The 24053-nt window shown below is 69.8% G+C and carries 21 protein-coding genes; 7 read left to right on the top strand and 14 right to left on the bottom strand.

The genetic code is table 11. The features are described 5' to 3' along the window. Positions 1 to 80: 80 nt before the first annotated feature. The gene (locus tag NW198_RS00525) at positions 81 to 1370 is read right to left on the bottom strand and encodes an aminotransferase class I/II-fold pyridoxal phosphate-dependent enzyme (protein WP_087315325.1); all 1290 of its coding nucleotides are present in this window, start codon (positions 1368 to 1370) and stop codon (positions 81 to 83) included. A gap of 118 nt (positions 1371 to 1488) precedes the next feature. Here NW198_RS00525 and NW198_RS00520 point away from each other — a divergent pair, with 118 nt between their 5' ends. After that, on the top strand, positions 1489 to 1755 hold the full coding sequence (locus NW198_RS00520; RefSeq protein WP_258339581.1) for a hypothetical protein: 267 nt from the start codon (positions 1489 to 1491) through the stop codon (positions 1753 to 1755). Positions 1756 to 1917: 162 nt separating this feature from the next. Here the strand turns inward: NW198_RS00520 and NW198_RS00515 are convergent, their stop codons facing one another. Together NW198_RS00515 and NW198_RS00510 are read right to left on the bottom strand one after the other, a co-directional pair. Continuing rightward, positions 1918 to 2715, bottom strand: coding sequence for a YebC/PmpR family DNA-binding transcriptional regulator (locus tag NW198_RS00515; RefSeq protein WP_258339580.1), 798 nt, complete (start codon positions 2713 to 2715; stop codon positions 1918 to 1920). A 440-nt stretch (positions 2716 to 3155) separates the two neighbouring features. After that, positions 3156 to 3866 (bottom strand): ECF transporter S component, encoded by a 711-nt coding sequence (locus NW198_RS00510; RefSeq protein ID WP_258339579.1) that lies wholly within the window; start codon positions 3864 to 3866, stop codon positions 3156 to 3158. Between the two features lie 56 nt (positions 3867 to 3922). Here NW198_RS00510 and NW198_RS00505 point away from each other — a divergent pair, with 56 nt between their 5' ends. After that, positions 3923 to 4351 (top strand): hypothetical protein, encoded by a 429-nt coding sequence (locus NW198_RS00505; RefSeq protein WP_258339578.1) that lies wholly within the window; start codon positions 3923 to 3925, stop codon positions 4349 to 4351. 4 nt (positions 4352 to 4355) lie between these two features. Here NW198_RS00505 and NW198_RS00500 read toward each other — a convergent pair whose 3' ends face one another. From NW198_RS00500 to NW198_RS00485, 4 genes are all read right to left on the bottom strand, one after another. Beyond that, on the bottom strand, positions 4356 to 5753 hold the full coding sequence (locus NW198_RS00500; protein WP_258339577.1) for an ABC transporter ATP-binding protein: 1398 nt from the start codon (positions 5751 to 5753) through the stop codon (positions 4356 to 4358). Further along, the gene (locus NW198_RS00495; RefSeq protein WP_258339576.1) at positions 5740 to 6639 is read right to left on the bottom strand and encodes an energy-coupling factor transporter transmembrane protein EcfT; all 900 of its coding nucleotides are present in this window, start codon (positions 6637 to 6639) and stop codon (positions 5740 to 5742) included. The genes NW198_RS00500 and NW198_RS00495 overlap by 14 nt, the downstream gene beginning before the upstream one ends. 23 nt (positions 6640 to 6662) lie before the next feature. Then, the gene (locus NW198_RS00490) at positions 6663 to 7145 is read right to left on the bottom strand and encodes a DUF4430 domain-containing protein (RefSeq protein ID WP_258339575.1); all 483 of its coding nucleotides are present in this window, start codon (positions 7143 to 7145) and stop codon (positions 6663 to 6665) included. Between the two features lie 158 nt (positions 7146 to 7303). Beyond that, positions 7304 to 8005, bottom strand: coding sequence for a GDSL-type esterase/lipase family protein (locus NW198_RS00485; protein WP_258339574.1), 702 nt, complete (start codon positions 8003 to 8005; stop codon positions 7304 to 7306). A 228-nt stretch (positions 8006 to 8233) separates the two neighbouring features. On the opposite strand from NW198_RS00485, the gene NW198_RS00480 reads away from it, so the two are divergent. Then, positions 8234 to 11341 carry a hypothetical protein gene (locus NW198_RS00480; protein ID WP_258339573.1) on the top strand — a complete coding sequence of 1036 codons (3108 nt, stop codon included), beginning with the start codon at positions 8234 to 8236 and terminating at the stop codon, positions 11339 to 11341. A gap of 185 nt (positions 11342 to 11526) precedes the next feature. Continuing rightward, positions 11527 to 12489 carry a calcium/sodium antiporter gene (locus NW198_RS00475; protein ID WP_258339572.1) on the top strand — a complete coding sequence of 321 codons (963 nt, stop codon included), beginning with the start codon at positions 11527 to 11529 and terminating at the stop codon, positions 12487 to 12489. A 7-nt stretch (positions 12490 to 12496) separates the two neighbouring features. Here the strand turns inward: NW198_RS00475 and NW198_RS00470 are convergent, their stop codons facing one another. After that, entirely contained in the window at positions 12497 to 13411 is a 915-nt protein-coding gene (locus tag NW198_RS00470; RefSeq protein WP_258339571.1) for a ketopantoate reductase family protein, read from the bottom strand. Between the two features lie 75 nt (positions 13412 to 13486). On the opposite strand from NW198_RS00470, the gene NW198_RS00465 reads away from it, so the two are divergent. Further along, positions 13487 to 14326 (top strand): bifunctional 2-polyprenyl-6-hydroxyphenol methylase/3-demethylubiquinol 3-O-methyltransferase UbiG, encoded by an 840-nt coding sequence (locus NW198_RS00465; protein WP_258339570.1) that lies wholly within the window; start codon positions 13487 to 13489, stop codon positions 14324 to 14326. Between the two features lie 104 nt (positions 14327 to 14430). Here the strand turns inward: NW198_RS00465 and NW198_RS00460 are convergent, their stop codons facing one another. Beyond that, complete coding sequence (locus NW198_RS00460; protein WP_258339569.1) at positions 14431 to 14904, bottom strand: hypothetical protein; 474 nt, start codon at positions 14902 to 14904, stop codon at positions 14431 to 14433. Positions 14905 to 14985: 81 nt separating this feature from the next. Continuing rightward, positions 14986 to 16197, bottom strand: a complete 1212-nt coding sequence (locus tag NW198_RS00455; RefSeq protein WP_258339568.1) for a sugar MFS transporter — start codon at positions 16195 to 16197, stop codon at positions 14986 to 14988. Between the two features lie 331 nt (positions 16198 to 16528). Between NW198_RS00455 and NW198_RS00450 the strand changes: the two genes are divergently transcribed. Then, positions 16529 to 17524, top strand: a complete 996-nt coding sequence (locus NW198_RS00450) for a VanZ family protein (RefSeq protein ID WP_258339567.1) — start codon at positions 16529 to 16531, stop codon at positions 17522 to 17524. A gap of 233 nt (positions 17525 to 17757) precedes the next feature. Here NW198_RS00450 and NW198_RS00445 read toward each other — a convergent pair whose 3' ends face one another. Then, positions 17758 to 19761, bottom strand: a complete 2004-nt coding sequence (locus NW198_RS00445) for a translation factor GTPase family protein (RefSeq protein WP_258339566.1) — start codon at positions 19759 to 19761, stop codon at positions 17758 to 17760. Positions 19762 to 19993: 232 nt separating this feature from the next. Here NW198_RS00445 and NW198_RS00440 point away from each other — a divergent pair, with 232 nt between their 5' ends. Further along, the gene (locus NW198_RS00440) at positions 19994 to 21490 is read left to right on the top strand and encodes an ATP-binding cassette domain-containing protein (RefSeq protein ID WP_258339565.1); all 1497 of its coding nucleotides are present in this window, start codon (positions 19994 to 19996) and stop codon (positions 21488 to 21490) included. 27 nt (positions 21491 to 21517) lie between these two features. Here the strand turns inward: NW198_RS00440 and NW198_RS00435 are convergent, their stop codons facing one another. From NW198_RS00435 to NW198_RS00425, 3 genes are all read right to left on the bottom strand, one after another. Continuing rightward, a complete protein-coding gene (locus tag NW198_RS00435; protein WP_258339564.1) occupies positions 21518 to 22504 on the bottom strand; it encodes a histidine kinase dimerization/phospho-acceptor domain-containing protein in 987 nt (328 codons plus the stop codon). Then, positions 22492 to 23166, bottom strand: a complete 675-nt coding sequence (locus tag NW198_RS00430) for a response regulator transcription factor (RefSeq protein WP_258339563.1) — start codon at positions 23164 to 23166, stop codon at positions 22492 to 22494. The genes NW198_RS00435 and NW198_RS00430 overlap by 13 nt, the downstream gene beginning before the upstream one ends. A 162-nt stretch (positions 23167 to 23328) precedes the next feature. Next, a complete protein-coding gene (locus tag NW198_RS00425; RefSeq protein WP_258339562.1) occupies positions 23329 to 24018 on the bottom strand; it encodes an SdpI family protein in 690 nt (229 codons plus the stop codon). Between the last annotated feature and the right edge of the window lie 35 nt (positions 24019 to 24053).

The following is a 24053-nucleotide window of genomic DNA, read 5'->3' as shown; positions in this document are numbered from 1 at the left end:
AACTCCGTGGCGCCGTCGTGTCACATCTGACGAGTGCCCGTCCCCAGCGCCGCGGCGGCGAGGGGATGCGCCTGCCGGCCCTAGGCGCGCGCGGCCTTGGCGAGACGCGCCGCCACGAGCTTGACCGCCACGACGAAGACGTCGAGCGCCTGGCCAAGCTCCTCGAGCGAGGGGTAGGTCGGGGCGATGCGGATGTTGGTGTCGCGCGGGTCGCGGCCGTAGGGCCAGGGCGCGCCGGCGCCGGTCAGCGTGACGCCGAGCTCCTTGGCCAGCGCCACGATCGCCTTGGCCGAGCCGTCCGGGCCCTCGAAGCTCACGAAATAGCCGCCCTTGGGGTGGGTCCAGCTGGCCACGCCCAGGTCGCCGAGACCGGCCTCGAGCTTCTCCTCCACCAGGGCGAAGCGCGGAGCCACCACGGCCGCGTGCTTGTTCATGTGCTCCGCCACGCCCGCGGCGTCCTTCAGGAACTTGACGTGCGCGAGCTGGGAGACCTTCTCCGGGGAGACGCGCATGGCCGAGAACGCGCGGCGCAGCTCAGCCATGTCCGCCGGGCTCGCGGTGACCCACGCCATGCCGGAGCTGGGGAAGGTGACCTTGGCCGTGGAGGCGAACTCGTAGACGAGGTTCTTCTCGCCACCCTGCTCGGCGAGGGCGTCGAAGATGTTGAGCAGGGAGTCGCCCTCGCCGGCAAAGGTGTGGACGGCGTAGGCGTTGTCCCAGAAGATGCGGAAGTCCGGCGCGGCGGGGCGCAGCGCGGCGAAGGTGCGCACGACCTCGTCGGAGTAGGTCACGCCGGTGGGGTTGGCGTACTTGGGCACGCACCAGATGCCCTTGACCTGCGGGTCGCCCTCGACCAGCTCGCGGACGACGTCCATGTCCGGGCCGTCCTCGCGCATGGGCACCGGCACGTTCTCGATGCCAAAGCTCTCCGTCACGGTGAAGTGGCGGTCGTAGCCGGGGGCGGGGCAGAGGAACTTGACCGTGCCCTGGCGGCACCACGGCTCGCAGCCGGCGATGCCGTGGACGTAGCCGTTGAGCACGCAGTCGTACATGAGGTTGAGGCTCGAGGAGCCAATGACGCTCACGTTGGCGGGGTCGACGCCGAGCAGCTCCGCGGCGAGGGCGCGCGCAGAGGGCAGGCCGTCGGGGTCGCCGTAGTTGTCGACCGAGGAGCCGCCGTCGTGGAGGTCGGTCTCGCTGGTCACGAGGTCGAGCATGGGCTTGGAGAGCGCCGTCTGCTCGGGGCTCGGCTTGCCGCGGGCCATATCGAGCTTGAGGTCGAGGGCGCGCAGGTCGTCGGCCTGGCGCTCGAGGTCGGCGAGGGCGGCGTCGAGCTCGGCGTCGGTCATCTTCTGGAACGCGTTGGGCATGATGTCCTCCTTCGTTGGTCTCGCATAGTATAGATGCAAGGCCCGCCGAGGCTGCTACCATGTTCCAGACGAAAACGAACGCTTACAGGAGACGCGGGAGAAGGACGGGGAGGCGCGCATGTTCAACACGGACTTCCGCTCGGAGGACTACGGCGAGCTGCAGCGCGTGGTCAACGCCGTCTTTGCACCGGGCGTCTCCTCACGGGCCACCGCGACAAAGCTCGACGTCGTGGCACGCGCGGAGATCTTTGACCTGTGCGAGGACCTCCGCGAGGTCGTCGAGGCCCTTCCCTCGCGCACCTACACCCGCCAGCGCCTCTGCGATCAGATCAACTCGATACTCGTGGGTCATGGCTGGGCGAGCGCATACGGCACGGTGGAGTAGCCCCAAGACCGCCGGCCCGCCAGCGACTCTTCCCATGGCTGTCGGCGACTTTCGGCAGACACGACTGCGCCCCGGGTCTTCTCGCCCAGCGATTTTTGCGCACAGCGCAATGAGCTGGGGAGAAGACCCGGGGCGCCTACAGGTGCGTCAGACGAGCGCGACTTACTCCTCGTCGAGGGCAGCCACGATCTCGTCGGTCATGTCCATGGTGTGGTAGACGTTCTGGACGTCCTCCAGCTCGTCGAGACGGTCGACGAGACGCTGGACCTTCTTGGCGTCGGCCACGGAGACCTGGGTCGGGGTCGTGGGGACCATGGTGAGCTCGGAGCCCTTGACCTCGATACCCTGCTCCTCGAGGGACTTCTGGACGTCCTGCATCTTGTCGTAGGCGGTCCAGACGATCCACTCCTCGCCGGCGTCCTCGTAGTCCTCGCCGCCGGCCTCGGCAACGGCCATCATGAACTCGTCCTCGTCGACGGCGTTCTCCTTGTCGGCGACCTTCTTGTCCTCGGACTTGATGACCTTCTCGACGGCGATGGAGCCCTTGCGCTCGAACTGGAACGCGACGGAGCCGGAGGTGCCGAGCGAGCCGCCGGAGTGGGAGAAGGCGGAGCGGACGTCGGCCGCGGTGCGGTTCTTGTTGTCGGTCAGGCAGTCGACGTAGACGGCCACGCCGGCGGGGCCGTAGCCCTCGTAGGTGATCTCGGCGTAGTTGGCGGCGTCAGAGCCGGAGCCAAAGGCCTTGTCGATGGCGGCCTTAATCTTGGCGTTGGGCATGGAGACCATGCGGGCGCGGGCAACGGCGGCCGCGAGGGTGGCGTTGTTGTCCGGGTTGGGGTCGCCGCCGAGCTTGGCCGCAACGGTGATGTTGCGGGAGAGCTTGGAGAAGAGCGACGAGCGCTTGGCGTCGATGGCGGCCTTCTTGTGCTTGGTGGTTGCCCACTTAGAGTGTCCGGACATGTACATCTCCTTCTTGCCCCGCGGCGGCTGCCCCCGTCGGCGAGGCCCTCGACGATGATTCGTGGCATGAAACATGCCTACGATAGCCAAGTGACGTTAGGTTGTAAAGGGTGGCTTGGACGAGTCCGCGCAGCGTCCACGCCTCAGGCCGCAAGGCTTGGCGCAACGGGCGCCCTTCGGCACGCGTCCCTGCAAAACCAGGCTTCGATCCATTTTCCTCGGGCGCCGCGAACAAAAGTCGCCTTCGATCCATGGCATTTGGGGCGATTCGCGACGCGGCGGCGCGCGTCGCGAAGCGTTTTCCCAGTTGGCGAAAAAGTGACGTTTGTCAAACTCGCCAATCGGCTCAATAATCCATGGATCGTAGGGCGGTTTTGTTTTTTGCGCCCGCGAAATATGGATCGGAGACTGATTTTGCAGGGGCCGGGCTGCGGGATGCCTCAGAGGTCGTACTTGGCCACCACACGCCTGATCGCGCGGCCCCAGGGCAGCCAGATCGCGGCGAGGAAGGCAGCCGTGGCCACGCCGTGCGTGACGTCGAGCGGAAGGCTTGCCGCGCAGGCGGCGAGCACCGCGGGCCAGGTGAGGGGCTGGACGTAGCCGAGCACGTGATAGCCGTTCAGGATGAGGCCATAGACCAGGCCGGAGAGAAGGCCCCAGCCGTAGAGCGCCGGCGAGCGTGAGAGCAGGCCTCGCTCGCCCAGAACGCCTCCGACGTATCCCACGAGGCCCCAGGCATACATCTGCCAGGGCGTCCACGGCCCCTGCCCGAAGAAGAAGTTGGAGAGCAGCGCGGCGAGCGCGCCCACCACAAAGCCGCTGCGCCGCCCGAGGGCGGCCCCCGCAACGATCGCGATGGCGGAGACCGGCTTGACGTCGGGAAGCGGCGCGAAGAGCACGCGGCCCGCGGCGGCGAGCGCGGCGAGCACGGCGGTGGGCATGAGCTGGCGAAGCGCCGGGCGGGAGGCCTCGTAGCCGGCAAGCATGAGGGCCAGGGCGAGCGCGACCATCACGAGCGTGATGCCCGCCGAGGCCGAAACCCCCGCCGCGGCGAGGGCGGCCATCGCCGCCGGCACCGCCACGAGCGCGGGCACCTCGGCGGCGCGGATGAGGCCGGCGAGCGGCCGGCGCGTTTGCTTCTGGGCGTTCATGGGTACCAGTTTGCCATAGGGGCTCCGCCGGGCCGACGACGTTTGAGGAGGACACCATGCTGTACATCGGAAACTTCAGCTACAACGACGACTCCGACAGCAAGGACAACTACTGCCTCATGCCCTGCGTCGTGGAGGCCGAGAACGCCGACGAGGCCATGGAGAAGTTCGCCGACCACTTCCAGGCCATCCGCAAGAACTCCGACCTGCTCGACGGCGCGCACGAGATCTTCCTCGACTCCCTCTGCGAGCTCGAGGGCACTCCGTCGGAGCCGGTGATCTGCCAGTGGCAGAAGATCGTCCCCGCCCTGGACGGCCTGTGCAGCATCACGAGCGCCCTGCCCGTGGTCGACGAGGACAACGACTTCGCCAACGCCTACGGCTGGGGCGAGGAGGACGACGAGGACGAGCACGGCCACTACGACGACCTGGACGACATCGACGAGGACGCCATGGCCGAAAGCGAGCCGTTCCTCCTGTTCTAGCCAATCAGCGGAAGACCCACGAGTTGGCGAAGTACTCGTCGGTGGGCTCGGTCACGGCGATGCCGCCGTCAAACATGAACGAGACACGGTCGGCCACGGCACGGACGAAGCCCATGTCATGCGTGGCAAGCAGGACCGTCGCGCCGTCGTCTCGCGCCTCGGCCAGACGTCGCGCGACCCGTTCGCGCTCGGCGCGGTCGAGCCCCTTGGTCGGCTCGTCCAGAAGCAGCAGGCGTGGGCGCACGAGCAGCAGCTTCTCGAGCGCGAGCAGCTGCTGCTGGCCTCCGGAGAGGTCGTAGGGGTGCCGCTCGGCGGCGCCCGCGAGGCCAAGGCGCTCCAGGGCGGCGCCGACCTCCGCCCGCCCGTAGCCCCCGGCTCGCGACCACGCCATGAGCTCGCCCTCCACGGTCTCGCCTGAGAGCAGCGCCTTGGGCGACTGCGGCAGGAGGGCCTGGGAGGCGGCGAGCTCGTTGCGCGCGTGGCCGCGAGCGGGCCTCGTCACGCCGGCGAGCAGCGTGAGCAGCGTCGACTTCCCGCAGCCGTTTGACCCCACGACGGCGCGGACCTCGCCCTCCCCCACCGCGAGGTCGAGCTCGCGCAGGACCCAGCGGGCGTCGCGGCCATAGCGGTACCAGACGTCTTCCGCGAGCAGCACGTCCTTCTCCGCGGCGCGCCAAAAGGCCGCGCGAGCCCCCGCGTCCAGGGGAGCCCCCTTCGCCAGATCGGCGAGCGACGCCGGGCGCACGGAACCCTCCACCAGCTCAAACGCGCACGTGGCATAGTCGGCCATCGCCGCGGGCGCATGCGTGGCAACCACCACGGTGACGCCGAGCTCGCGGTTTGCCCGGAAGAGCAGCGAGAGGAAGCTCTTCTCGGCAAGGGGGTCGAGCATGCTCGTGGGCTCGTCGAGCAGCAGCAGCCGCGGGCGCATCGCGAGCGCCGAGGCCAGGGCGAGCACCTGTCGCTGACCACCCGAGAGCTCCGCGGTGCGCGCGTGAAACCACGGCTCGATGCCTAGGAAGTTGCAGGTCTCCGCCACGCGGCGGCGCATCTCCGCCTCCGGGACGCCCAGGTTCTCCAGACCAAACGCGAGCTCGTGCCACACGGTGTCGCAGACGATCTGGGCATCCGGGCTCTGGAAGACGAAGCCCACGGCGCGCGCAGAGGCCTGCGGACCGAGCTCGCGCGCGTCCGTGCGGAAGACGCGCACGGAGCCGCCGAGCTCGCCCGCCGGCGCGATCTCTGGCTTGGCGAGGCGCAAAAGCGTCGACTTTCCCGATCCCGTGGCGCCCACGAGCAGGGCAAACGCTCCCTCGGGCACCTCGAGCGAGGTGTCGAGAAGGACGGGCGACGCCGCGCCCGCATACGAGAAGAACACGCGGTCGAACTCAAGCGCGCTCATCGGGCGTCTCCTTTGGTCTCGGTGGAGCGGGTGTCCCAAAGGGGGACACCCGCTCCAGGCTCGGCAGCAAGACGAGCGCGAGCCACGGCGCATACGCCCACCAGGGGCCGAGCTCGCCCAGCGTGGGATAGAAGCGCCAGCTCGCGCACAGCCGCCACGCGCATGCCGCGCAGGCGACGAGCAGCCCCGCGGTTGCCGCGAGCGCCGCCGCGTCGCGCCCGCGCAGACGCTCCGGGCGATAGCTCGTCCGCGGGCGTCCCGACTCCCAGCCGCGGGCCCGCATGGCGTCCGCGCGCTCGACCGAGTCCTCGAGCGACCAGGCGAGCAGCATCGTCGAGGTGCGCGTGAGCTCCTCGCGCAGGCCCGGGCGCGAGCCGGCGGCCGTGCAGGCGGCGACGGTCGCGCGCACCGTCCGCGCGCGGCCCAGCATCTGCGGCACGAGTTGGGAGGCCATCGAGACCACGAGCGGAAGCGTCCGCGCCCTGCGCCCCGAGAGCGAGAGCAGCCGGTCCTGGGTCAGCGCCGTCGCGGCGCCCTGAAACCACAGCACCGTCGCCACGAGCAGGGCCCCCATCGTCGCGCCGTAGACGAGGCTCTCCGCGTAGACGCTGCGCGGGCCCACCTTGAGAAGCAGCGTGGACCCCGACGCCGAGAAGAACGGGTTGAGCACGCACACGAGCGCGAGCAGCGGCAGCTGCCAGGCAAGCCCCCGCACCGTCGCGCGCACGCCGCGCGCGAGCAGCGAGAACGCGACCGCGCCGGCGAGCGACAGCGCCACGAGCACAGGCTGGACCGCCAGCATCGTGAGCAGGGCCGTCCCCGCGAAGAGGGCCGCGGGGACGGCCGCGTGCCAGGAGTCGAAGGGTGTGGGACGCTCGGGCGCCACGTTCTTCTCGCCTTCCCGCAGGGCTACTCGGTGAACTCGGTCACGTAGGTCCAGGTGATGGCGTCACCGTCCGCGACCTCGAGCTGGGAGCAGCCGACCTCGGCCATCTCGCCGTTGACCTCGAACATCCAGCCGCTCATGTCGCCGAAGTCCCCGCCGGCAAGGCCGTTGATGCCAGCCACGTACATGCCGTAGTCCGAGTCGGACGCGTTGACGTCCGCGCCGGTCGCGACCAGCGCGTCGTAGACCGTGGAGCCCTCCGGGACGTCGACGTCGACGGTGGTGGACTCGCCCTCGCCGGCCGTCGCGTCGATGGTCACGCTCACGGCGACCGTGGCCTGCTGCTCCTGGCCGACGTCTGCGGTCGCGTCATCGCCGGTCGCAGCCGGAGTGCCGCCGCAGGCGGCGACGGCCAGCGCGAGCGCGAAGGTCGCGGCACCCGCGACGAGCCTCGTGAGCAGGCTCTTCTCGGTGCGGTTCTTCTTGGCAAGGTTGTGCTGGGACATGGTGCCTCGCTCTCTCCCTGGGTCCAGGGCGACGGGAGGGCAAGGCGGGACGGGCGGCCGGGCGGCCGCCGCCTCAAGACACAGCCGTGTGCTGATCCGGAGTCAAACCGGAGCCGTTTTCAACATGACGTGGCAGCTGCTCGAGCCGTGCCCTCTATTCAAATGGAACCCCCAGTGTAGCAGTCTGTTAGTTGGGGACTGTCCCCAATTCGCAGAAGCTCGGGGCGCATGAGGTCGGCCAGCCGGCGGAAGCCCTCCTCGTTCAGGTGCAGGCCGTCGGCGTAGAGCTCGGCGCGCGTGCGGCCACGCTCGTCGAGAAACGCATCGAAGACGTCGAGGAAGCGCACGCGGGCGTCGCGGATGAGCTCGCGCTCCTGGCCCAAGATCATGCGCAGGAGGTCGTTGCTGCGCGCGCACGGCTTGGCACGGTAGCCGTCGACCTCCTCAACGCACGGCAGCGGGCTCCACAGCAGCACGCAAGCCTCCGGCAGGTTGCCGAGCACGAGGTCGACGAGGTCGCGCACGTTGCGGGCCACGTCGCGCGGGCTCGCCATGACGGTGTTGCCCAGGTCGTTGGTGCCCGCCATCAGCACGACCAGGCGCGGACGGCGCTTGATGGCCGCCTCGTCGGCGAGCCACAGCAGCTCCTCGGAGACCGCGCCCGCCACGCCGCAGTTCTGGACGCCCCGCAGCTCCGGAAAGAGCCGCTCCACGGGAAAGAGCTGCGTCAGCGAGTCGCCGTAGAAGACGACGCCGCCCGGCTCCGCGGACTCTGTGCCGCGCACGATCTCGAGCATACGCTCCAACTGCGGGCGGCGCAGCTGGAAGAAGTGCGGATTGTAGGCCATATTCTCGCGCACGCTTTTCTCCGTTCCCGCTTAGAACCGTCTGTTAATTGGGGACTGTCCCCAATTAACAGGCCAACCGAGGGCGCTGTCAACCATACGCCGTCGGGCGAGAAGGACGCGCGCGTTCAGGCTGCCGCCAGCAATGCGGGGATGTCGTGACGCCCGCCCGTGGGCCCGATATGCGGGTATACGGCTACCATTTGCCCTCCGCCCCGCCGGGCGCCGTCGAATCGAGGCCTCATGCACCGCCGTCCCCGCGCGCTTCTCGCCGTCCTTCTCGCCTTCGTCCTCGCATTTGCTCCGCTCACGGCCCGTGCCGGCGCCATAGCGAAGCTCACGGACCCCGACACCTCCGCGCGCTGGGAGGAGGTCTTCGGGTCAGGCGCCGGCACCTACTCCACCGAGCAGGCGGGTCGCATCTGGGCCGACAAGTCTGTCTATGGCAGCGCCGACGAGGCGCGCGCCGCCAGCCTGCCCGTGAAGATCGACGTCTCCGACCACGGCTTTGTCGTGGGACTCTCGACGCTCTCGTCCGCCGCGTCGGTGCGGCAGGAGGGCGGGCCCGCCCACGACGTGGTCTTTGTGGTGAGCACCAACCGGCTTCTCGAGGACATGACCTACGGGGGACGGCCTCAGGCAAACTACCTCGTCGACGCGCTCAACGCGGCGATCGCGCACCTCATGGCCGAAAACGACGACGCCGCCGTGCCCACGCGCGTGGGCGTCATTGGCTATGACTCCCAGGTCGTGACCCTCATGCCGCTCGATACCTACGAGCCGGACGCCGAGGGCCGCTACCTCGCGTATGAAAACGGCGCGCTCGCGGTCACGGCCAGCGCGGCAAGCGGCGCCCAGACGGCGTCCGCGCCGCTCGGCAACGGCTCCTACCTGCAGCGGGCCGTGAGCGAAGCGGGCTTGGAGCTGGCGGACGCCGCCGACGACCCGGGCTCGGAGGCGCGCCTGCCCGCGCTCTGCGTGATGGGGCGCTCGACCCCGCCCATGGCAAGCGTCGACTACGCGAACCCGCCCGCCTATGACGGCAGCCCGGACGGATTTCTGGGCTCGCTGCCCGGCAGCCGCGAGAACGGCTACGGCACGGACGCCCTTCTCGCCACGATGCTCACCATGCGCGAGGCCGTGTCGCGCGTGAACGCCGCCTGGGGAGCGGGCCGAGAGCTCACGTTCTTCTCCACCGGGCTGGACACGAGTGACGCGGCGGCCTACCTGCTGGAGACCGCCCACGAGCAGGCGCATCACTCGCTCGTGACCTCGGGATTCAACCTGAACGACAACCTCGCCGCGGCCGCTCGGGCCTTCGAGGCCGCCTCGGCGGCGGGCGAGAAGGACGTGACGCTCTCGCTCTACGGCTCCGGGAGCTACGGCATCGTGCCGGAGGACGTGACGCTGGCGACCTCGCCGGGCCTGCTCGACGCCGACGACCCCGCGCAGCTGAGCGTCGTCGACGACTACCTCTCCGCGCACAGCGCCGCCGCGCTCTCGTGGGCCTTTGGGACCGTGGTCGACCGGTGCCTGGGCATCGTCTACACCGCGCCGGCCTCCGGCGGGCCCGGCGACGAGCGCCCGGGCGGCAGCCGCGTCACCGTCTCCGACGCGGTGGGCGCCGGCATGGAGGTCACGCGCGTGGGCGGCATCGTGTACGGCGACCGGCTGCTCGACGGCGCGCTCGCCGCACAGGCGGTGAAGATCAGCCTGGATGACCCGGGCCACATCGAGGCCACGCACGAGTTCGGCTACCTCGTGGAGGCCATGAACGCGCGCTACGACCTGGGCTATGCCGTCTACGACCTCTTCTATGACGCTCTGCAGGACGGCCAGTTCTCCTACACCGACGACGCGACGTTCTCCAACCACGCGAGCTGGTACGTCAACACCGAGCACGAGATGGTGCCGCTCGACGGCCAGCCGTTTGCCTTTGCGACGCAGGCCGAGGTCGACGCCGTGGCGGACGGCCGCTGGCAGGAGCGCGCACCGGAGGACGTGCGGGCCAAGATCGAGGCCGCGCAGGCGGCCGGCGCGACGGCCGTGTGCGAGACGTACTTCTACATCGGCAACCTGCCCAACCAGTACACCGGCGGCGACGTCACCCTGTACGACTTTGTGGTGATGGTCGAGACGGACCTCTCCTCCGGACGTCAGACGCTTCTGCTCTCCGTGCCCGTGGAGGCGGTTCCCGCGCGCCGCGTCGACGTGAGTGTGGCTGCCGACGGCTCGGCGACGATGGCGCTCGACGGCGGGCAGGACGTGTCCCCGCTGCGGTTTGCCTACGAGGTCGCGCCGACTCCGGACGTGGAGGCGCTGCTCGAGCGCATGGACGCGGGCGAGCTCGTGAGCGACGAGGAGCTCGCGGCGGCGACGGGCGAGCCGGTCGTCGGCGGGACGGACGGGCGGCGACTGCTCTTCGCGAGCGCGTTTTCCGGGACGGGAGCGGACGCGCAGGCCGGGACCGTGGCGAGCGCGTGGACGGCGCAGACCAACTCCTACTACGCATTCTCGCGCGACACGCCCCTCTACGTGCGCGGGGCGAGCGGATACGAGCCCCTGACGGAGCTGCCCGAGGCCGGCGTGACCTACTACTTCCAGCGGACCGCCTACACGGCGGAGCTGCCCTCGGCAGACGCCGTGGCTGCCGCGACGTCCGAGCAGCAGTGGGTGCCCTACGTCGTGGCGCTCGACGCGAGCCAGATCGACGCCCGCTTTGTGGTGCGCGACGGCCAGTGCGTGGCGCTCGCGGGGACCCCGCGCTACGTGCGGCCCGTCGAGCTGGGCACGCTCGAGAAGGATCCCAACGCCACGGGCAGCGCGCCCTACGCGGAGCGTCTCGGCGTGACCGACGTCGAGGGCGGCGGCGTGCGCCTGGCGTCGCGCCTGGGCAACAACGGCTCGCTCGTGCTGCCGTCGGGGACCGAGGAGCCGCCGGTGGTCGACCCGGATCCGGAGCCCGAGCCCGAGCCGGAGCCGGGGCCTACACCGGACCCGGAGCCCGAGCCCGAGCCCGATCCCGAGCCGACTCCGAATCCAGATCCTGATCCCGAGCCCGACCCGACTCCCGAGCCTGCGCCGGATCCCGAGCCCGATCCCACACCAGACCCGGGCCCGATGCCAAACCCCACGCCCGATCCCGAGCCCACACCGGACCCCAAACCGGACGTCACCCCCGACCAGGCCCCCGAGGAGCGGCCGTCCAACAGCCAGCAGGACTCCGACCACGCGTCCGACGAGCTCCCCTCCGCCGGTGACGCCTCGACCGGCCCCGTCGTTCTTCTCGGCACGGTCTTGACCGGCGCGGCCATCACAACCGTTGCCCTGGCCATCCGCCGGCGCGCCTAGGCCCGTGTACTTTGGCCGACCATGCACACCCGTCGTTTTGAGCCGATGGCAACGTTAACAATGACGGGTGTGCATGGTGGCCCATCTATGGATTCGCTTGGGAGTCGGTCCGCGACCCGGATTGGGACGATATCGGCCCATGGAATACTGGATGTGGTATCAGCCCCGATCCCGAAAGGACCGACGTGCTCCTCAGCCTCATCATCATTGCAATCGGATTCGCCCTTCTCGTTTTTGGCGCCAACTTCCTCGTAGACGGCGCCTGCAACATCGCGCGCCGCCTCGGCATGCCCGACCGCGTGGCTGGCCTCACTATCGTGGCCATCGGCACCTCCCTGCCCGAGCTCGTCGTGAGCATCACCTCGGCCGCCGGCGGCCACGCCGACATGGCCTTCGGCAACGTGGTGGGCAGCTGCCTCGCCAACCTGCTGCTCATCCTCGGCCTCTCCGCCGTGATCGCGCCGGTGAGGCTCTCGCGCAGCACGCAGCGCTTCGAGATTCCGGTGAGCGTCGCGGCAACCGCGCTGCTCGCCCTCTTCGCCAACACCGACGGGCAGGTCACGCTCGTGGAGGGCATCATCTTGCTCGTGGCGTTTGCCGCCTTCGTCGTGCGCACCGCCGTCGTGGGCCTTGCCGAGGGTGCGGGTGAGCCGGACGCGGAGGCCACCGACGCCGACGCGGACCCCGTGGCCGAGCCCCTCGTCTTTCGCAGCGCGATCATGGTCGTGCTCGGCATCGCGATGCTCAAGTTTGGCGCGGACTTCGTCGTCGACAACTCCGTCGGGACCGCAAGTGCCCTGGGCATCTCCGAGCGCATCATCGGCATCACCGTGGTGGCGCTGGGCACCTGTCTGCCCGAGCTCGTGACGAGCGTGGTCGCCGCCTTCCGCGGCAACTCCGACATCGCGGTCGGCAACGTGGTGGGCTCCAACATCTCCAACCTGCTGCTCGTCATGGGCGGGCCGGCGCTCGTCGCCAACATCCCCTACGACGCCGCGTACAACCTGGACCTCGCCCTGCTCGCGGCCTTCTCGCTCGTGCTGGTGGGGTTTGCCTTCATCGGGCGCCGTCACGAGATGAGCCGTGCCAACGGCGTCGCCTTCGTGGTGCTCTACGCCGCCTACATCGCCACGTCGGTGCTGCGGTAGCGGGCGGCTAGAACCCGGCCTCGAGCTCGCGGATGCGCTCGTAGAGCCAGCGGTTGGTAGGCACGAGCAGGCCGTGCCTCTCAGCCAGCCGGATGACGGTGCCGGAGAACTCCTCGACCTCGGTGGGCTTTCCGTTGATGCGGTCCTGCGCCATCGACGGCATGCCCTCCGGGTCGAGCGACGCGATGAGCGCGGCCATCTGAGAGAGGTCAGCCTCCGTGACGTCCACGCCCTCGGCGCGGGCCACCGCGAGAGCCTCGCGCATGGCGGCCACGAAGCAGCGGTTCTGCTCGCTGCCGGGCTCGCTCGCGGACCCGTAGGTGCCGCCGTAGACCATGCAGACCTGGTTGATCCCGACGTTGAGCATGAGCTTCGTCCACATGCGATGGCGGATGTCCGTCTCCACCACGTACGGGATGCCCGCGCGGGCATAGAGGTCGGCGACGTCGGCGACCACGCCCGCGGCCGTCCCCGGCGCAGCGCCAAAGCGAATCTCGCCGGGATGGCTGTAGGTCATGTCCGACCCGATGAAGACGGCGTCCATGCCCTGCGCGACGGAGAGCACGGTGCGCTCCCAGCCAAAGCGCTCGGCGATGCGCTCCTCGCTCGTGACGCCGTTGACCAGCGACGCGATGGCCGTGCGCGGCCCCACAAGACGCTCCATCGTGTCCAGCGCCTCGGGCATGCCCGGCGCCTTGATCGCAAGAATCACCAGGTCGACGGGTGTGGCCTCGCTCGCGGGGACGGTGCGCACACGGCACGGCTCGCCGTTCACGGTGGGCAGCTCGCCGGCATGGCGCGCAAAGCGGGCGTCGTCCATCACGTACTCGACGGCCTGTGGCCCGAGGTTCTTCTCGATGAGGCTGCCGTAGAGCAGGCCCACCGCTCCCCTGCCGAGAATCGCCACGCGCTCGATCGCCATGTGTCCCCCTCATCGCCGCCTTCCTATATTGTAGGCGCAGAGAGCAGGGTGGGATCAAGCGCGAGGGGGAAGAACGTGGACGCAGAGACCGAACGTAGGGTGGCCGAGAACCGCGCCAACTGGGACGACCGGGCGGCGGTGCACGTGGCCTCGCCGTTTTACGAGGTGGAGCGGCTGGTTGCGGACCGGTCGTACGTCTCGCCCGTGGCGCGGCGCGACTTCGAGGTCCTGCGCCCGCACCTGGGGCCGGACGGGCTCGGGGGCCGCTCCGTGCTGCACCTGCAGTGCCACATCGGGACGGACACGCTCTGCTGGGAGCGCCTCGGGGCCGCCGAGGTCTGGGGCCTGGACTTCTCCCCCGCCTCGCTCGAGCGGGCGCGCGAAATCACGGCGCGGGCAGGCGCACGCGTCACCTTTGTCGAGGGCGACGCGCGGCGCGCCGCCGACGCCATCGACCGGCAGTTCGACGTCGTGGTCACCGGCACGGGCGCGCTCCAGTGGCTGCCCGAACTCGCGAGCTGGGCGCGGTCTATCGCGCGGCTGCTTGCGCCCGGCGGCCTTCTCGTGGTCCGCGACGACCACCCGATGCTGGGTGCCTTGCTCTACGAGTCGCTCGAGGTGCACGCCGACTACCTCTCCGGCTTCTGCGACGACTACGAGGACGACGGCAGCTACGTGCCCGGATCGGCCGGCGCCATCGCGCACACGAGCGCGCACAACTGGAGCCACGACTTCCAGGAGATCCTAGGCGTCCTGCTGGATGCCGGCCTTGCGATCGAGGACTTCCGCGAGAGCCCGTTTGCCGAGTGGCGGTCGCTCCCCTGCCTCGTCGAGACGGCCGACGGCTGGACCATGCCCGCAGGCGCGCCGCGCATCCCGCTCACGTTTGCCGTGGTGGCGCGGCGCCCGGCGTAGGCCGTACGTGCTTCTCGGCTGCGCGTTCTTCTCGGCACATCCCGCCGAGTAAGAGCTTTCTGCCAAAACAGGCCCCTCGGGAGGGCACTTTTGGCAGATTGCTCTTACTCGACGCCGTCTTGCCCGGGCGCACTCGGCGCGTCGAGCCCCGCGCGGCGGCGGAGCTCCGTCACCAGGTGGTCGTTGCCGAGCACGGAGACCACAGCGTCGCCGTCAACCGGCGCGTCGATGTAGACGGCGTCCGTCGAGGCTGCCGCCACGTGACCGGTGAACTCGTCCGGTGCGACCGCGCCGGCGGAACGGCGCACGTCGCGCACATGGTCGTACGGGATGATCGTACGGCCCCACCCAAAGACGATCTCCAGGCGGTCACCGTAGAGCTCGACGCGGTTTCGCACCACCACGGGCCAGAGCGCGACCGCCGCAACGACGAGCACGGCCGCCGGAACCAGCGCGGGCATCCCCGGCTGCAGCGCCAACACGGCGGCCGCCGCGCAGACGATGCCCGAGAGAGCCCCGTACCACGGCGCGACCTTCCCGCGAAAGACAAGCTCGGGGTTGCCCTTGTAGATGCGCATGTGCCACCGCCCTCCCCGCCGTCGTTTGATCGATACGGCCATTCTACGCGCGTGACAGACACCCCGGAGGTATCTGTCCCGCTAGCGTCGCGAACCGAGGGTGCGGCGCGCGTACTCGCGCGGCCGCCACCCCTTGAGGGCCATGAGAACGAGAAAGGCTCCCGTAACCACGAGGCCCAGCACGAGCAGCGCCACTGGGAAGAGCCAGAAGCCAAAGGCCTGCCCCACCACGCCAAAGAGCGGCGCTATCGCGAGCGAGCCCACGTAGGACGCGGCCATCTGCACGCCGATGACCGACTGGGAGAGCTCGCGGCCAAAGAGGCGCGGCGTCAGGTGCAGCATGTTGGGATAGAGCGGGCTGTTGCCAAAGCCCACCAGGAAGAGGCCCACGGGCGCGGCGGACGTCGGCAGCGGGGCAAGAAGGACGAGCACCGCCGCCAGAGTGATCGCCTGCCCCAGCCCCACGAGCTGCTTGCTCGAGAGCCGGTTGGCGAGGACGCCGGACAGGAAGCGGCCGGCCGTCACGCCCACGTAGTAGACGGTCACCATGCCCGCGGCCTCTCCGGCGCCCATGCCGCGCGCCCCGACGAGGTAGCTCGTGCACCAGGTGTTGCAGATGCCCTCTATCGCGACGGAGGCAAGAAACACGAGGCAGGCCAGGCGCACGTCGCGCCGGCGGACCAGCCTGAGGGGGCTCTCCGTGCGGGGCTCCACGTCCTGCTCGTCCCCCTGGCGCTCGTGGACCCGGGCGACCTTGTCCCAGAGCGGCAGGATCGCGATGGTGAGCAGCGCGATCGCCGCCTGGCAGGCCGTCGCGCCGAGATAGCCCTCGCGCCACGTCCCCGCGGAAAGCGCCACGGACATGATGAAGGGGCTGATGGTCACGCCCACGCCGTACGCGCAGTGCAGGAAGTTCATGTGCGTGGCCTTGTAGTGCAGCGCCACGTAGTTGTTGAGCGCCGTGTCGATGGAGCCGGCGCCCAGGCCGAGCGGTATGGCGAGCGCGCAGAGCCACGCGATGTTGGGCGCGAGCGCAAAGCCCAGGAGGGCGAGCGCCGTGAGCGTGGTGGAGAACGCCGTCACGCGCCCGGTCCCAAAGCGGTTGATCACGGCGGCCGAGGCAAGGCTCGAGACGATGGTCCCGCAGCTGACGATCATCGTGATGACGCTGCCCATCGAGACCGGCAATCCGAGGTCGGCGTGCATGGCGGGCCACGCCGCGCCGAGGAGCGAGTCCGGGATGCCCAGGCCCACGAAGGCCACGTAGATCACGACGAGAAGAACGACGGTCATGCGGGAGCTCCCCTTCCGGCTACCGGCGCTCACTGCTGGTGTGGAAACGTTTCCACCACATGATAGCGCCGCTCTTTGGGGATGTCACCCCACATTTCCGCCGCGCTTGAGGGTATGTACGCCGCCGCTTGAGGGTATGCACACCCAGCTCCAAGGTTCTTCTCGCAAATCCGCAGGTCAGCGCCACGGCCGAGAAGAACAGGCGGGTTGGGAAGTGTACATACCCTCAAGACGAGGCCGACTCTTGCGAAACCGTAAGGGACTTCGATGGCGGCGGGCACGCCTCTGGGGGACAATGGGGCCGCACGAAGAGACGAGAAGAACGGACGACATGAACCTCATCAGGCGCTTCCTCTCCGGGTACACGGACAACTTCCTCATGGCGCTGATGCTCTGGCCGCTGGCCTCGGTGGCGCTCACGCTGCCGATCCTGGCGTGGGTCTACCACCGCGACGGCCGACTGCGGTTTGGCACGGTGGTCTCCACCTACCTCGCCATGCTCTACGTGCTGGGCCTGGGGTGCTTCACGCTCTACCCGCTGCCCAGCGGCACGTCCGGGCTTGGCATCACCTACGGGGTGCCCTGGCAGCTGGACCCGCTCGCCTTCGTGGGAGACTTCCGGCGCGAGGGCGTGAGCACGCTGCCGCAGATCGCGTTCAACGTGGTGCTGTTCATGCCGCTCGGCTTCATCGCGGGGCGCCTGCTGCGCTGGGGCTTCTGGCGCTCCGTAATCGTGGGCCTGCTGGCGTCTCTTTGCATCGAGGCGGCGCAGGGCACGGGGCTCTTTGGCATCTACCCGTATGCCTACCGCACGGCCGACGTCGACGACCTCATCTACAACACGACCGGTGCGGCGGTGGGATGGCTGTGCGCGGCGGCGCTGGCGCGGGCGCTGCCGCCCGGGGCGCTCGCCGAGGAGGGCGAGGTCACGCACGCGCCCGGCTTCGTGCGCCGCTGCGTTGCGTTTTGGCTGGACACCCTGCTCGTGACGCTTCTTTCGCTCGTGGTGGGCGGCGCCATCGCCCTGGCGCTGGCGATGCTCGGCGTCTCCGAGGGCGTACGCGCGCACGTCATGGACGCCGTGCTCTACGCGGCGTTCGTGTGGGTGGAGCTCGTGGCTCCCTGGCGCCACGGCGGGTCGACGCCGGGCGGCGCCTTCGTACGCATGTCGTGCGAGACCCAAGAGCGCACGGGCGGGCGCAGAGCGGCCTTCTACGTGCTGCGCGTCGTGGTGCTGGGCGGGGCGTACTTCTTCTTCCCGCTGGCGTGGCCGATCCTTGCGCTCTTCTACCTCGTGGTTCGAGCGATGCCCTACGACCTTGTGTGAGGCGGACGAGCAACTACCCTGCTCCTCATATCCCCTTTGAGGCTATGTACACTGCGCATGCCTGGTATGTACGGTCCTCGACCCGCGCGTTCTTCTCGCCTATGCCCTTGACCTGCGGCTATGCGAGAAGGACTTCGGGGCGGAATGTGCACACCCGATATGCGCAGTGTACATAGCCTAAATCGGTGCGCGGACACGGAACGTGATTCAAAAGGGGACAGTCCCCTTTTGACTCATTTCGAGAAGAACGCGGCATCGGCGGGGCGGTACGGGCGCAGGCGCGCGGGGTCGACCTCGGTATGCGCGTGCGCGGACACGTCGTACCACTTGACCGTGTGACCGGCACCGTGGCTGCAGAAGACGGAGTCCGGCGTGTTGGGGAGGTCGGCCTCGGGGTCGTAGGCCGCGGCGGCGATGACCTCGTCCGCGTTGTGGCAGGGGCGGTATCCCGCGAGCTCGAGCGCCAGGCGCCCGCGCCCGCCCGTGTAGCGCGCGACCTCGAGCGCGTACTCCCCCACCTCGGAGGCCGGCACCTCGCCCACGACGCGCACCACGTCGCCCGTCGCGACCGGCGGATCGAAGACGGCGGCCATGCGCGTGAGGTCAGTGAGCGCGCGGCCCACACGCTCGGCCGGCACCGCGAGGCGAAAGCGGTACCACGGCTCCAGAAGCAGACACTCCCCGCGCTCGCGCGCGCCCATGAGCGCCTGGCGGACGGCGCGGTAGGTGGCCTGGCGAAAGTCCCCGCCCTCGGTGTGCTTGGGGTGGGCGCGACCGGCGAGCAGCGTGATGCGCACGTCGGTGAGCGGTGCGCCCGTGAGCGGCCCCAGGTGGTCGCGCTCTTGCGCGTTGGTGAGGATGAGGCGCTGCCAGTTGAGGTCCAGGTCGTCCGTGGAGCAGCGCGTGCCAAACTCGACGCCCGAGCCGCGCGGCAGCGGCTCCACGAGCAGGCGCACCTCGGCGTAGTGGCGCAGCGGCTCGAAGTGGCCCACACCCTCCGCGGGCGCGGACAGGGTCTCCTTGTAGAGGATGCCGCCGGGTCCGAAGGTCACGGCAAACCCGTGGCGCTCGCGCAGGAGCGCGGCGACCACGTCCTGCTGGACCTCCCCCATGAGCTGCACGTGGATCTCCTGGAGCCGCTCCTCCCAGGCCACGCCGAGCATCGGGTCCTCGTCCGCGAGCTCGCGCAGGGCCCGCACGAGGGCGGTCACGTCCGCCCCGGGCTCGGGAATCACCTGGTAGGAGAGGACGGGCGCGAGCACCGGACGCTCGCCGGCGGGCTCGGCTCCGAGGGCGCTCCCAGGGACGACGTGCGTGAGCCCGGTGACGGCGCAGACCTGGCCGGCAGGCACCTCGGCCACGGTCGAGAAGCTCGCGCCCTGGTAGAGGCGCACCTCGTTGACCTTCTCGTCCCATGCCCGGCCGCGGTCACTGCCCGCGAGCTGCATCTTGGCGCGCAGGCAGCCGCCCGTCACCTTCACCCACGCGAGCCGCTCGCCGCGCGCGCCGCGCGAGACGCGGTACACGCGGGCGGCGAACTCGTCCGGCCAGGTGCGCGCGGGAATCAGGGCGGCGAGTCCATCGAGAAGCTCGCGCACGCCCTCGCCGCGCGGCGGCGCGCCAAAGAAGACCGGGAAGAGAGCGCGGGCGCCCACCAGGCGCGCGAGCGTCCCAGGGGCGAGCGCACCGCTTCCCAGATACTCCTCGAGCGCGGCCTCGTCGCTTGCCGCCGCCTCCTCCGTGGCCGCAGCGTCGCCGGAAAGCAGCGCGGCGGCGTCGAGGCAGCCCGGAGACAGCCGCGCGGAGAGCTCGGCCAGAAGCTCTTCTCGCCCCGGGTTCTCCAGGTCGCACTTGCTCACAAAGACGAAGGTGGGAATCGCGTGGCGCTCGAGCAGGTCCCAGAGGGTCTCGGTGTGGCCCTGGACGCCGTCACCCGCGCCCACCACCAGGATCGCCGCGTCGAGCGCCGCGAGGGTCCGCTCCGCCTCGGCGGAGAAGTCCACGTGACCGGGCGCGTCCACGAGCGTGAGGCGCGCGCCGGCCCAGTCGAGCGCCGCGGTGGCAGAGAAGATCGTGATGCCGCGCTCGCGCTCCATCGCGTCCGTGTCGAGGTGGGTGCTGCCGGCGTCCACGCTGCCGGCCGAGCGGATGGCGCCAGCCTCGGCGAGCATGGCCTCCGCGAGCGTGGTCTTGCCCGCGTCCACGTGCGCCAACAACCCCACGACCGCCTGCCTCACGCGATGCCTCCCCTTTTCTGCCATGCCGTTTTTCTCATCATAGCTTGACGGGCGCGCGCCTCGCGAGCATACTGGCGCCAACGGCCGAGCGGGGAATGGGCCTCGCAGCGCGGGTGGCGCCGCCATCGGACCGAGGAGAGGCACGGGAAGCGTGGGCATTCGCTAGACATCTTTCGCCAGAAAACCCGAGGTGACGAAAAGGGACTGTCACTTTTCGTCAGAGGAGATGTCTATGCAACTGATGCTTTCCGGCGTCACGTACGCCTATCCCGCCGCGCTCGAGCCCGTCATCGACAACCTCACCATAACCTTCCCCGAGGGCTGGACCGCCCTTCTGGGGGACAACGGCTGCGGCAAGACCACGCTGGCCAAGATCGCGTGCGGCCTCATCGAGCCGGACGCGGGGTCGCTCACGCGCGACCTCGTCTGCGCCTACGTCGCACAGGACGCCGACGAGCCGCCCGCAGCCCTCGCCGACTTTGCCCTGGACTACGGGCGCGAGGCCCGCGAGCTGCGCAAGGCCTTCCGCATCGAGGACGACATGCCCTGGCGCTTTGACGAGCTCTCCTTTGGCGAGCGCAAGAAGCTGCAGGTGGCGGTCGCGCTCTGGAGCCGGCCGGACGTGCTCGTGGCGGACGAGCCCACCAACCATCTCGACGAGGGCGCCCGCGCGGAGCTGGGGGCGGCGCTTGCGGGCTTCCGCGGCATCGGCATCCTCGTGAGCCACGACCGCGACCTCGTGGACGCGCTCGCCGCGCGCTGCGCGTCCTTCGAGCCGGCAGGCGTCGTCGTGCGCCCGGGCGGCTACAGCGCCGCGCACGCGCAGGCGGAGCTCGAGCGCAGCTCCGCGGCAGCCGAACGGCAGAGCGCCAAGCGCGAGCTCGCACGCCTCGCAGTCGAGAAGGACGCGCGCTCGCACGAGGCCGCGCGGGCCGACGCGCGGCGTAGCAAGCGCGGCCTGGACCCGCGCGACCGCGACGCCAAGGGAAAGATCGACCTCGCGGTCTTCACCGGCAAGGACGGTCAGGCAGGTCGCCTCTCCTCCCAGATGGACGCGCGCCTGGCCGCCACGCAGAAGCGCCTCGCCGCCGCGCGCGTGCAGAAGCGCTACGACGGCGACCTCTGGATGGACGCCGAGCCCGCGCGGCGGCGCACGGTGCTGCACGTGCCCGCCATGACCATCCCCTGCGGCCCGGAGGGCACGCTCGAGATACCCGAGCTCTGGGTGGGGAACACCGACCACGTGGGCATCGTCGGTCCCAACGGAGCCGGCAAGTCCACGCTCCTCGCGCACCTGCGGGTCCTTCTCGCCCGGGCAGCGGAGGCGGGACTCGCCCTGGAGGTGCTGGACATCCCGCAGGAGCTCCCGGCAGACGCCCGCGACGCCGTGATCTCGCGCGTGTCGGTCCTGGCGTCGGCCGAGCGCGGGCGCGTGCTCTCCAGCGTGGCGCAGCTCAACTCGGACCCGGACCGCATCCTCGAGGGCGGGCGCACAAGCCCCGGCGAGCTGCGCAAGCTCATGCTCGCCGAAGGCATCCTGCGCCACCCCGCGCTCATCGTCATGGACGAGCCGACCAACCACCTGGACCTGCACTCCACCGAGGCGCTCGAGCGCGCGCTCGCGGCGTATCCCGGGGCGCTTCTGCTGGTGAGCCACGACCGGCGGTTCCTCGACGCCTGCACCAGCCGCACCTGGGAGGTCCGCGACGGCCGCGTGCGCGAGAAATGAGTCAAAAGGGGTCTGTCCCCTTTTGACCTACTTAAACGCGGCGGACATGATGCGCGAGGCACACTCGTCGAGCTGCCGTGCCGCGTCGGCCACCGCGGCGGCCGCGGCCTCGGCGTCCGGGCCCGTGGCCTCGCCCCGCGCGAGCAGCTCCGCGTTGGCGCTCACCACCGTGAGCGGCGTCTTGAGCTCATGCGCGAGCTGCGTCACGGTCTCGCGGCGCTCCTCCTCGGCCCGCCAGCGCGCGTCGAGCGTCTCGCGCAGCGCCGCCCGCATGCGCTCCATCGCCGCGAGCAGGTCGTTCACCTGGCGCACGTTGGAGCGGCCCACCGGGGAGTCCAGGTCGGAGGCCTCGATGCGCGCCGCCGCCTCCGCCGCCGGCCGGAGCTTGCGCGAGATCACGTGCGCGGCCCAGGCGCCCACGCCCACGATCAGCGTCGCGCCCGCTCCCACGCAGGTCCACCCCAGCTGCACCAGGACGTTCGGCCGGCTGTCGCGCAGCTCGCGCGTAGCGTACTGCGGCAGGTTCTGGTACGCGAGAAGGACGATGGTGCCGTTGTCGAGCCGGGCGTACCGGTAGTGGTGCACGGCGCTGCCCCAGATGTCGTAGTAGCGCGGCAGCTCCTCGACATGCCAGCCGGGGGCATGGGAGCCCTTGAGACTCTCCGCCACGGAGCGAAGAATCGAGTACTCGTCGCCCAGGTCGCTCGCAAGTTCGTTGCCCTTCTCGTCCACCAGCAGGTACCAGTAGGCGGACGGGATGACGCTCGGGTCAAACGCATCCTGCGCGGCAAGCTTCTGCAACACCTCCTCGACGTGCTCGGAGCCGTAGTCCGCCGCATAGACCTCGCCCGACCGCAGCATCCCCTTGAGCGTAAGCTGCGCCCAGAGCACAATCGCCAGAAGCCCCACGATCACGTACACGAAGTAGCGGCCGACCACAATGCCCATCGGCAGGCCGCGCCAGGCGCGCCGCCCCGTGGCGGCGCTGGCCGAACCCTTGCTCACAGCTGCCATTTGTATCCCACCTTCCAGACGGTTTCGATCGGGTCCACCCCGGCGGCCGCGAGCTTTCTGCGCGCGCGGCTCACGTGCATCGAGATGGCGTCGTCGCCCGCGGCGCTCTCCCAGCCGAGCACGTGCTCGCGCAGCTGGGAGCGCGAGAACACCTGCCCAGGGCGTCGGGCGAGAAACTCGCAGATCTCGTACTCGGTGGCGGTGAGCGGCACGACCTGCCCGCCCGCCTCGATCTGCTTGGAAGCGAGAAGGACGCGCAGCTCCGTGCCGTCCGCGTCAAAGGCGAGCGCGCTCACGTGGGCCCTGCGCTCCCGGCGCAGGTGCGCGGTCACCTTGGCGCGCAGCTCATCGACCCCGAAGGGCTTGCGGAGGTAGTCGTCCGCGCCGAGGCCGAGCCCCAGCACCGCGTCCTTCTCGGCAATGCGCGCCGTGAGGAACAGCACCGGCGCGTCCACGCGCGAGCGGATGGCCCGCAGCAGCTCAAAGCCATCGAGCCCCGGCATCATGACGTCAAGGATCAGCAGGTCGTAGCGGTCGAGGTTCATGCCCGGCACGCGCGCAGGGTCGCATACGGACGTCACCACGTGCCCGTCGAGCGCAAGCACCCGCTCGAGCGTCTCCGTGATCGCCCGCTCGTCGTCCACCACCAGAATCCGCGCCATCGCCGTCCCCTCTCTCGTCTGGGGACAGCGTATCAGGCCCGTCTAACGGTTCCCTAACGGGTTCTGTAAATTGGGGACGTGTTATTTCGCGCAGACGGTTTGGGACAGGTTTGTTTGAATAACCTGTCCCAAACCGTCTGCGCGAAATAACACGTCCCCAATTTACAGAACGCGCTTCCAGATCAGGAAGCTGTAGAGCGTGATGAGCGCCACGCCGCCGAAAAGCGTCACGAGCAGCGTCGCCACCAGCGCCGCCTCCGGCAGCGCGGACCCAAGAAGCGCCATCGCGCACGTCACCACGCCCATGACCACAAAGACCGGGCCGGCAAAGCGGTGCGTGCGCCGCCAGTTGTCCGGGTCGTCGAGCGCCCACGGGACGCGCACGCCAAAGGTGTAGTTGGGCTCGATGCGCGGCATCGCGACGCCGAGGCCCACGAGGAGCAGGCCCATGAAGCCAAAGACGAGCGCGCTCACGGCCGAACCGCTCTCCGGGACGAGCCCGAGCGCCGTGGCCGGCGTGAGCCAGCCCACGGCGACCATGAACACGGTGAAGGCCGCAGAGAAGCCCTGATAGATGCCCTTGAAGCGGTTGAAGCTGGCCCCGCGCGGGTCAAAGTACGGCACCGCGAAGAGCAGGGCCAGCATGAGCAGCGGCATGATGACGCCCATGAAGACCGTGGAGCCCTTGTCGCTCCAGCCGTCGACGGAGCCGTCCGCGCCCCAGTGCGTGGGCACGGTCTCCGGCATCGCGGGCAGCGCCCAGAACAGGTAGGCCGCCGAGCTCGCCAAAACCAGGACGAGAAGGGCCGCCCACAGCGCCTTGTCGCGCGCCTCAAGGTCCAATCCAGCCATGCCAGCCTCCTCAGACGAACATGATGCGCGATGTT

The organism is Thermophilibacter sp. ET337 (assembly GCF_024733715.1).
Lineage (GTDB): Bacteria > Actinomycetota > Coriobacteriia > Coriobacteriales > Atopobiaceae > Thermophilibacter.
Note: the sequence above shows the minus strand (reverse complement) of the source record. Positions and strands in the feature narration are given on the sequence as shown.